At 38.2% G+C, this 5,047-nt stretch carries 4 protein-coding genes and 2 pseudogenes; 3 read left to right on the top strand and 3 right to left on the bottom strand.

Going from position 1 to position 5,047, the window contains the following annotated elements:
* Positions 1 to 1,053, top strand: a 1,053-nt coding sequence (locus tag L659_RS01000000122920) for a transposase (RefSeq protein ID WP_024589690.1), incomplete at its 5' end; no start/stop codon positions are given.
* 203 nt (positions 1,054 to 1,256) lie between these two features.
* Here the strand turns inward: L659_RS01000000122920 and L659_RS0104055 are convergent.
* Positions 1,257 to 1,802, bottom strand: coding sequence for a TetR/AcrR family transcriptional regulator (locus tag L659_RS0104055; RefSeq protein ID WP_024589689.1), 546 nt, complete (start codon positions 1,800 to 1,802; stop codon positions 1,257 to 1,259).
* A 103-nt stretch (positions 1,803 to 1,905) separates the two neighbouring features.
* On the opposite strand from L659_RS0104055, the gene L659_RS0104050 reads away from it, so the two are divergent.
* Positions 1,906 to 2,364: an HPP family protein gene (locus L659_RS0104050; protein WP_024589688.1), complete on the top strand. Its 459-nt coding sequence runs from the start codon at positions 1,906 to 1,908 to the stop codon at positions 2,362 to 2,364.
* Positions 2,365 to 2,414: 50 nt separating this feature from the next.
* The gene (locus L659_RS0104045) at positions 2,415 to 3,449 is read left to right on the top strand and encodes an NAD(P)H-dependent flavin oxidoreductase (protein WP_024589687.1); all 1,035 of its coding nucleotides are present in this window, start codon (positions 2,415 to 2,417) and stop codon (positions 3,447 to 3,449) included.
* A 28-nt stretch (positions 3,450 to 3,477) separates the two neighbouring features.
* On the opposite strand, the pseudogene L659_RS1000000123685 reads toward L659_RS0104045, so the two are convergent.
* Positions 3,478 to 4,080 (bottom strand): annotated as a pseudogene (locus L659_RS1000000123685) (transposase); the annotation flags it as partial.
* Positions 4,080 to 5,047: pseudogene (locus L659_RS1000000123680) on the bottom strand (IS3 family transposase); the annotation flags it as partial. The pseudogenes L659_RS1000000123680 and L659_RS1000000123685, both read right to left, overlap by 1 nt.

Genomic DNA, 5,047 nt, shown 5'->3' with positions numbered 1-5,047 from the left:
CGCAAAAAAGCAAAACTAGAACGCGCAAGCAAACGTATTATTGAACGCCACCAATCACAAGATGGACTGGGCGAAGAGTTGATAACTCAGGACTTAAAACAAAAAGAAAAGCTGGATAGAAGTGCAGGTAAAATCACCGAGTTTTTAGCCACTCACGAAGAGAAAACAGGCAGTAAAGGCAAGCCTGTTAAAAGTAATATCACTGACCCAGATAGTGCGAAGATGACGACCTCAAAAGGGACAATTCAAGGCTACAACGGCATCGCGATAAACGATGATAAACATCAAATCATCCTGCAAGCACAAGCGTGGGGCTCAGTGGGCGAACAACAAACTTTACAGCCAGCCGTTGCACAATTAAAACAGCAGCTTGCTAAACTCAATACAGAAAAAATGGCAGATAAACACACCATCAAATTTACCGCAGACAGTGGGTTTAACAGCGAAGTAAATCTTGAGTTTATGGCGCAAAGTGGGTTCGATACCTACATTGCGGATAACCAATTTAGAAAACGAAATCCGCTATTTAAAGACAGCGAAACATACGAAACAGAGCAAGAAAAACGGCGACTAAAACGCAGCAAAGGCAAGCCTCGGTTATTTACCTCAGACGATTTTCATTATGATGAGACAACGCAAACATGCCGCTGCCCTGCAGGCAATGCCATGTGGCGAAGCGGGGTCAATGTAAACAGCCATAACCAGCAATACACGCGATTCTGTGGTTACTTAAAAGACTGTAAAACATGCCCGCTACAGCAGCAATGCATGCGAAAACCACCGATAGAAAGAGGACGACAAGTGCAGTTTATAAATAATGAATCGCGCAAAAAGCTGAGCTATGTCGATAAGATGAAAGTTAAAATAGACAGCCCAATCGGACGACGACAATACAGCAAACGGCTCGGCTGTATTGAACCGGTGTTCGGGAATATTACAGTGAACAAAGGCATGAATAAATTGACCTTACGGGGTCAAGCGAAAGTAAATGCGCAATGGCAATTGTATTGCCTTGTTCATAATATAGAAAAGCTGAAAAATACGATACATTAAAAAGGGGAAGCCCTTTTAACCTAAATTAAAGCCACTCAAACACCCGTAATCCCTTCCAAAACGCCAATTAAAACAATATCAAACACTTCTATATTCTGCATAAAAATATAGTAATCAATTGAACCAAAATAGGAACTCAGCTATGGTTTGTTTATCAATAAAAACAAATTTAAAAACGAGTTAATCTACAGGCTCGTTAGCACTCAATGGCGTTGTAAGATTTTCAAAGTACTTTGAATCATATCAGCACTTTTTCCTGTCATATATGCGGTTACAATCACGCCTTCTTTTAGTAAACAAATAGTATTTAAAAGATCTTCTGAATTATTAGTTAATTTACTTTTAATAAGTTGACGTACTTGATCTTTATGGTAACGACAATAACAAGATATTTCACTTTTTGGATCGCTAAACTCAGCCGATGTATTTATAAAAAAACAACCTCTAAAATCACCCAGTTCAGGTTCATTTCCTATAAACCAGCTTTGTAATGATGCAAAAAGTACATTAATTAATTCTTGATCATTTGTGGTCTTTTCTAATTTAGATTTTAACCAATTTATAAAAATGAAGTGTCTTTTTCCCAGCGTCGCAATGACTAAATCATTTTTCCCATCAAAATGACTGTATAAGGTTTTTTTTGCAATACCTGATACTTTTATAACTTCATTTATTCCAATTGAGTTAACGCCATGTTGATAAAACAGCTCTAATGCGGTTTTTAATAACAACTCTCGCTTTTGATTCATAATAAGCTCCATAAAATTATCAATATAATATTGACATGAGTAGAACGAGTTGTCTACACTAACAAGGTAGACAGGTTGTTCTACTTTTTTTTGTGAGGTATTTATGAATCGTTATTTATTAGCTGTAATTGCTGGTTTTGGTGCATTTATTGCTATTGGTTTATTGTCATTAACTGAAACTAATTTTAATGATATTGTTTTAATAATGGCTCCATTTGGTGCAACTACTGTACTTGTGTTTGGAGTGCCAGATAGCCCATTAGCTCAAGCCAAAAATGTAATTTTTGGGCATTTAATTACTGCCTTTATTGGAATATTATTTTATCAATATGTAGATGTAACACCGTTAACAATAGCTTTAGCAACAGGTTTAGGAGTTACGAGTATGTTAGTTTCAAAAACCACTCATCCACCTGCGGGAGCTAATCCAATTTTAATAATGCTTTCAGGGCAAAGTTGGTTATTTTTGGTGACGCCAGTATTAATTGGCTCTATAGTTATCGTTTTGGTGGGTAAAGGGCTTCAAAAGCTTCAAAGCCATTACTTTAAATCAGAGTGCTAATACGGCGTTAAATGCCTAAATAAAATATATCGCATTCAGGAAGAATAATTATGAATCTATGCAGTATCCTCGGTATTGAAAAGCCAATAATTCAAGCTCCAATGGCTGGAGTACAAAACTGGGAGTTGGCTGCAGCAGTATCAAACTCTGGTGGGCTTGGCTCTATTCCTTGTGGAATGCTGACTAAAGATCAGGTCTTATTCGAGATTATAAATTTCAGAAAACACTCAAATAAAACTTACAACTTAAACTTTTTTTGTCACAAAATGCCTGAGATAAATCATCAGGCACTTGAAGCATGGGAAGAGCAGCTTTTACCGTACTACGAGTCTTTTTCGATCAAGCCTCTAAACGAAATTTCTGGCTTAAGGGTTCCTTTTGATGCAAACCTTGCTGATGCAATAGAGCCCCATAAACCACCAATACTTAGCTTTCATTTTGGTCTTCCATCCGCAGAGCTTGTAACAAGAATAAAGTCATGGGGAACAGTTATAATTTCTTCAGCTACGACCAAGGAAGAAGGAGTGTGGCTAGAGGAAAATGGAGCTGATATTGTCATTGCTCAGGGCTATGAAGCTGGAGGTCATAGAGGTATGTTCATGACTTCGGACGCATCAACTCAACTTCCGACGTTAGAACTTGTAGCTTGCTTAAAACATGAATTATCTGTACCAGTTGTTGCTGCAGGTGGAATAGCTACAAGCACAGATATCAAAGAAATGATAAGGCTAGGTGCGTCAGGAGTTCAAGTTGGAACTTCTTACTTGTTATGCGATGAGGCGAAAACAAGTGCTATTCACAGGCAAGCAATAAAATCAAAAAACAGCGTAACCGCTTTAACTAATATATTCTCAGGTCGATTGGCGAGAGGTATTACTAATAAAATAATGAAAGAGTTAAATTTTATTACGAGTAAAGCGCCAGAGTTTCCTTATGCATCTATAGCTATTGGTCCTTTGAGATCAAAAGCTGAATCCCAAGGTAAATCAGATTTTACTCCACTGTGGTCAGGTACTGACCGAAGTGGTTGTAAAGAGATTTCCGCTACTAAGTTAACCTATGAGTTATGGGGGGACGGCATTTAACAAGTGACTATGGTGTCAATTCCTAATTTCAAACCATTTTAGGATCCCACATGACACCATCCCTCACCATAGAATTTATGATTACTATAAGCTTTCTTATACAGGCAATAATAGCCACTTTTTTAGGTTTCCCTGCCGCGACTAGCCGATGATAAATAGCTTTAAATTTAGGGTTACATTGGATAGCTGACATCATTGCCATATACATTGCGGTTCTAATTTTTGGCCGTCTACCTCGTATCATCCGTTTACCTTGATAAGCACCACTTTCTCGATTAAATGGTGCAACACCAACCAGTGATGCAGCCTCTTTATTGTTTACACACCCAAGCTCAGGCATGTCACTAAGTAAGTTAAACGCGACAACATTACCAACGCCAGGCACACTTTGAATAATGTCATTCTTGACCTTATATTCGTCACATTCTTTGATGAGTTTTTGTAGTTTCAAATCTACTTTTTCAATCTGATTTTTTAATGCCGTTAGGATAGGTTTTATTAGTGATGATATTGTTTTTGGCATTATCTGTGAACGATTTTTCTCCATCGTTTGCATATCCATTAACTGCCTTCTTCTAGAAAGTAAATCACTCATCAAGCGCATCTGCTCTGGCTTTAAAGATGTAGTGGTCAACTAATTTTGGCCACAGTTTTAGAATCTTGGCATCTAACCTCAGATTCATTTGGGGCTAAACCGGCATTATAATGATGTGGCCTAACGTTGTTGTAATATCCGTTGATATAATCACTAACGCTATATTTAGCATCTATAAAATTTCCATATCCAACCTTTGGCATCCATTCCGTTTTAAAGCTTCTAAAAAATCGCTCCATTGGTGCATTATCCCAACAGTTTCCACGCCTACTCATACTTTGTTTGATTTTATAGCGCCATAAACGTTGACGATATTTTAAACTGGTATAGTGACTACCCTGGTCTGAATGAAACATCAGTCCTGTCGGTTTTCCTCTGCTTTCATACGCGAGTTCAAGCGCTTTTAGCGTTAAATTAGTATCTGGCGACAACGACATGGCCCAGCCAACTACTTTACGTGCAAATAAATCAATAATAACGGCTAAATAAGCCCAGCGATTACCTACCCAAATATACGTCACATCACCGCACCACACGGTATCTGGCTCAACAACATCAAATTGTCTATCAAGCAGATTTGGAATTTCAAGGTGCTCATTACCGCCGCGTTTATATGAATGTTGAGGTACTTGGCAGCTTTCAAGCTTTAATTTAACCATTAGCTTAGCAGCACGATAACGACTCAATTCAAAATCATTGTTCGTTGCTATTGCCGCGATTGTCCGCGCCCCAGCTGAGCCGCCGCTCATTGCATGTATTGCTCTAACTTCAGCCTCTAGCCTTATTTGTTCTAGTGTCGGCGTTGTATCCCTTATAGCCCAATATTTATAGCTGCTACGATGCACATTGAATACGTTACACAGCACGCTAATTGGGTAACGCTCTCGTTGATTTAGTTTCTCAATTAACGAGAATTGTTCAGGGAGTCGGACATCAAGAGAGCGGTAGCCTTTTTTAATATATCCTTTTCTAATTCAATGCGTTGGATTTGCTTTTTAAGTTC

Origin of the sequence: Pseudoalteromonas sp. S8-8 (assembly GCF_000497875.1) — a bacterium.
GTDB lineage: Bacteria > Pseudomonadota > Gammaproteobacteria > Enterobacterales > Alteromonadaceae > Pseudoalteromonas > Pseudoalteromonas arctica.
Note: the sequence above shows the minus strand (reverse complement) of the source record. Positions and strands in the feature narration are given on the sequence as shown.

What these genes read in the sequence shown, in the direction of transcription:
- L659_RS0104050 (WP_024589688.1), top strand. Translation starts at nt 1,906, where the DNA reads ATGAATCGTTATTTATTAGCTGTAATTGCTGGTTTTGGTGCATTTATT.
- L659_RS0104045 (WP_024589687.1), top strand. Translation starts at nt 2,415, where the DNA reads ATGAATCTATGCAGTATCCTCGGTATTGAAAAGCCAATAATTCAAGCT.
- L659_RS0104055 (WP_024589689.1), bottom strand. Translation starts at nt 1,802, where the DNA reads ATGAATCAAAAGCGAGAGTTGTTATTAAAAACCGCATTAGAGCTGTTT.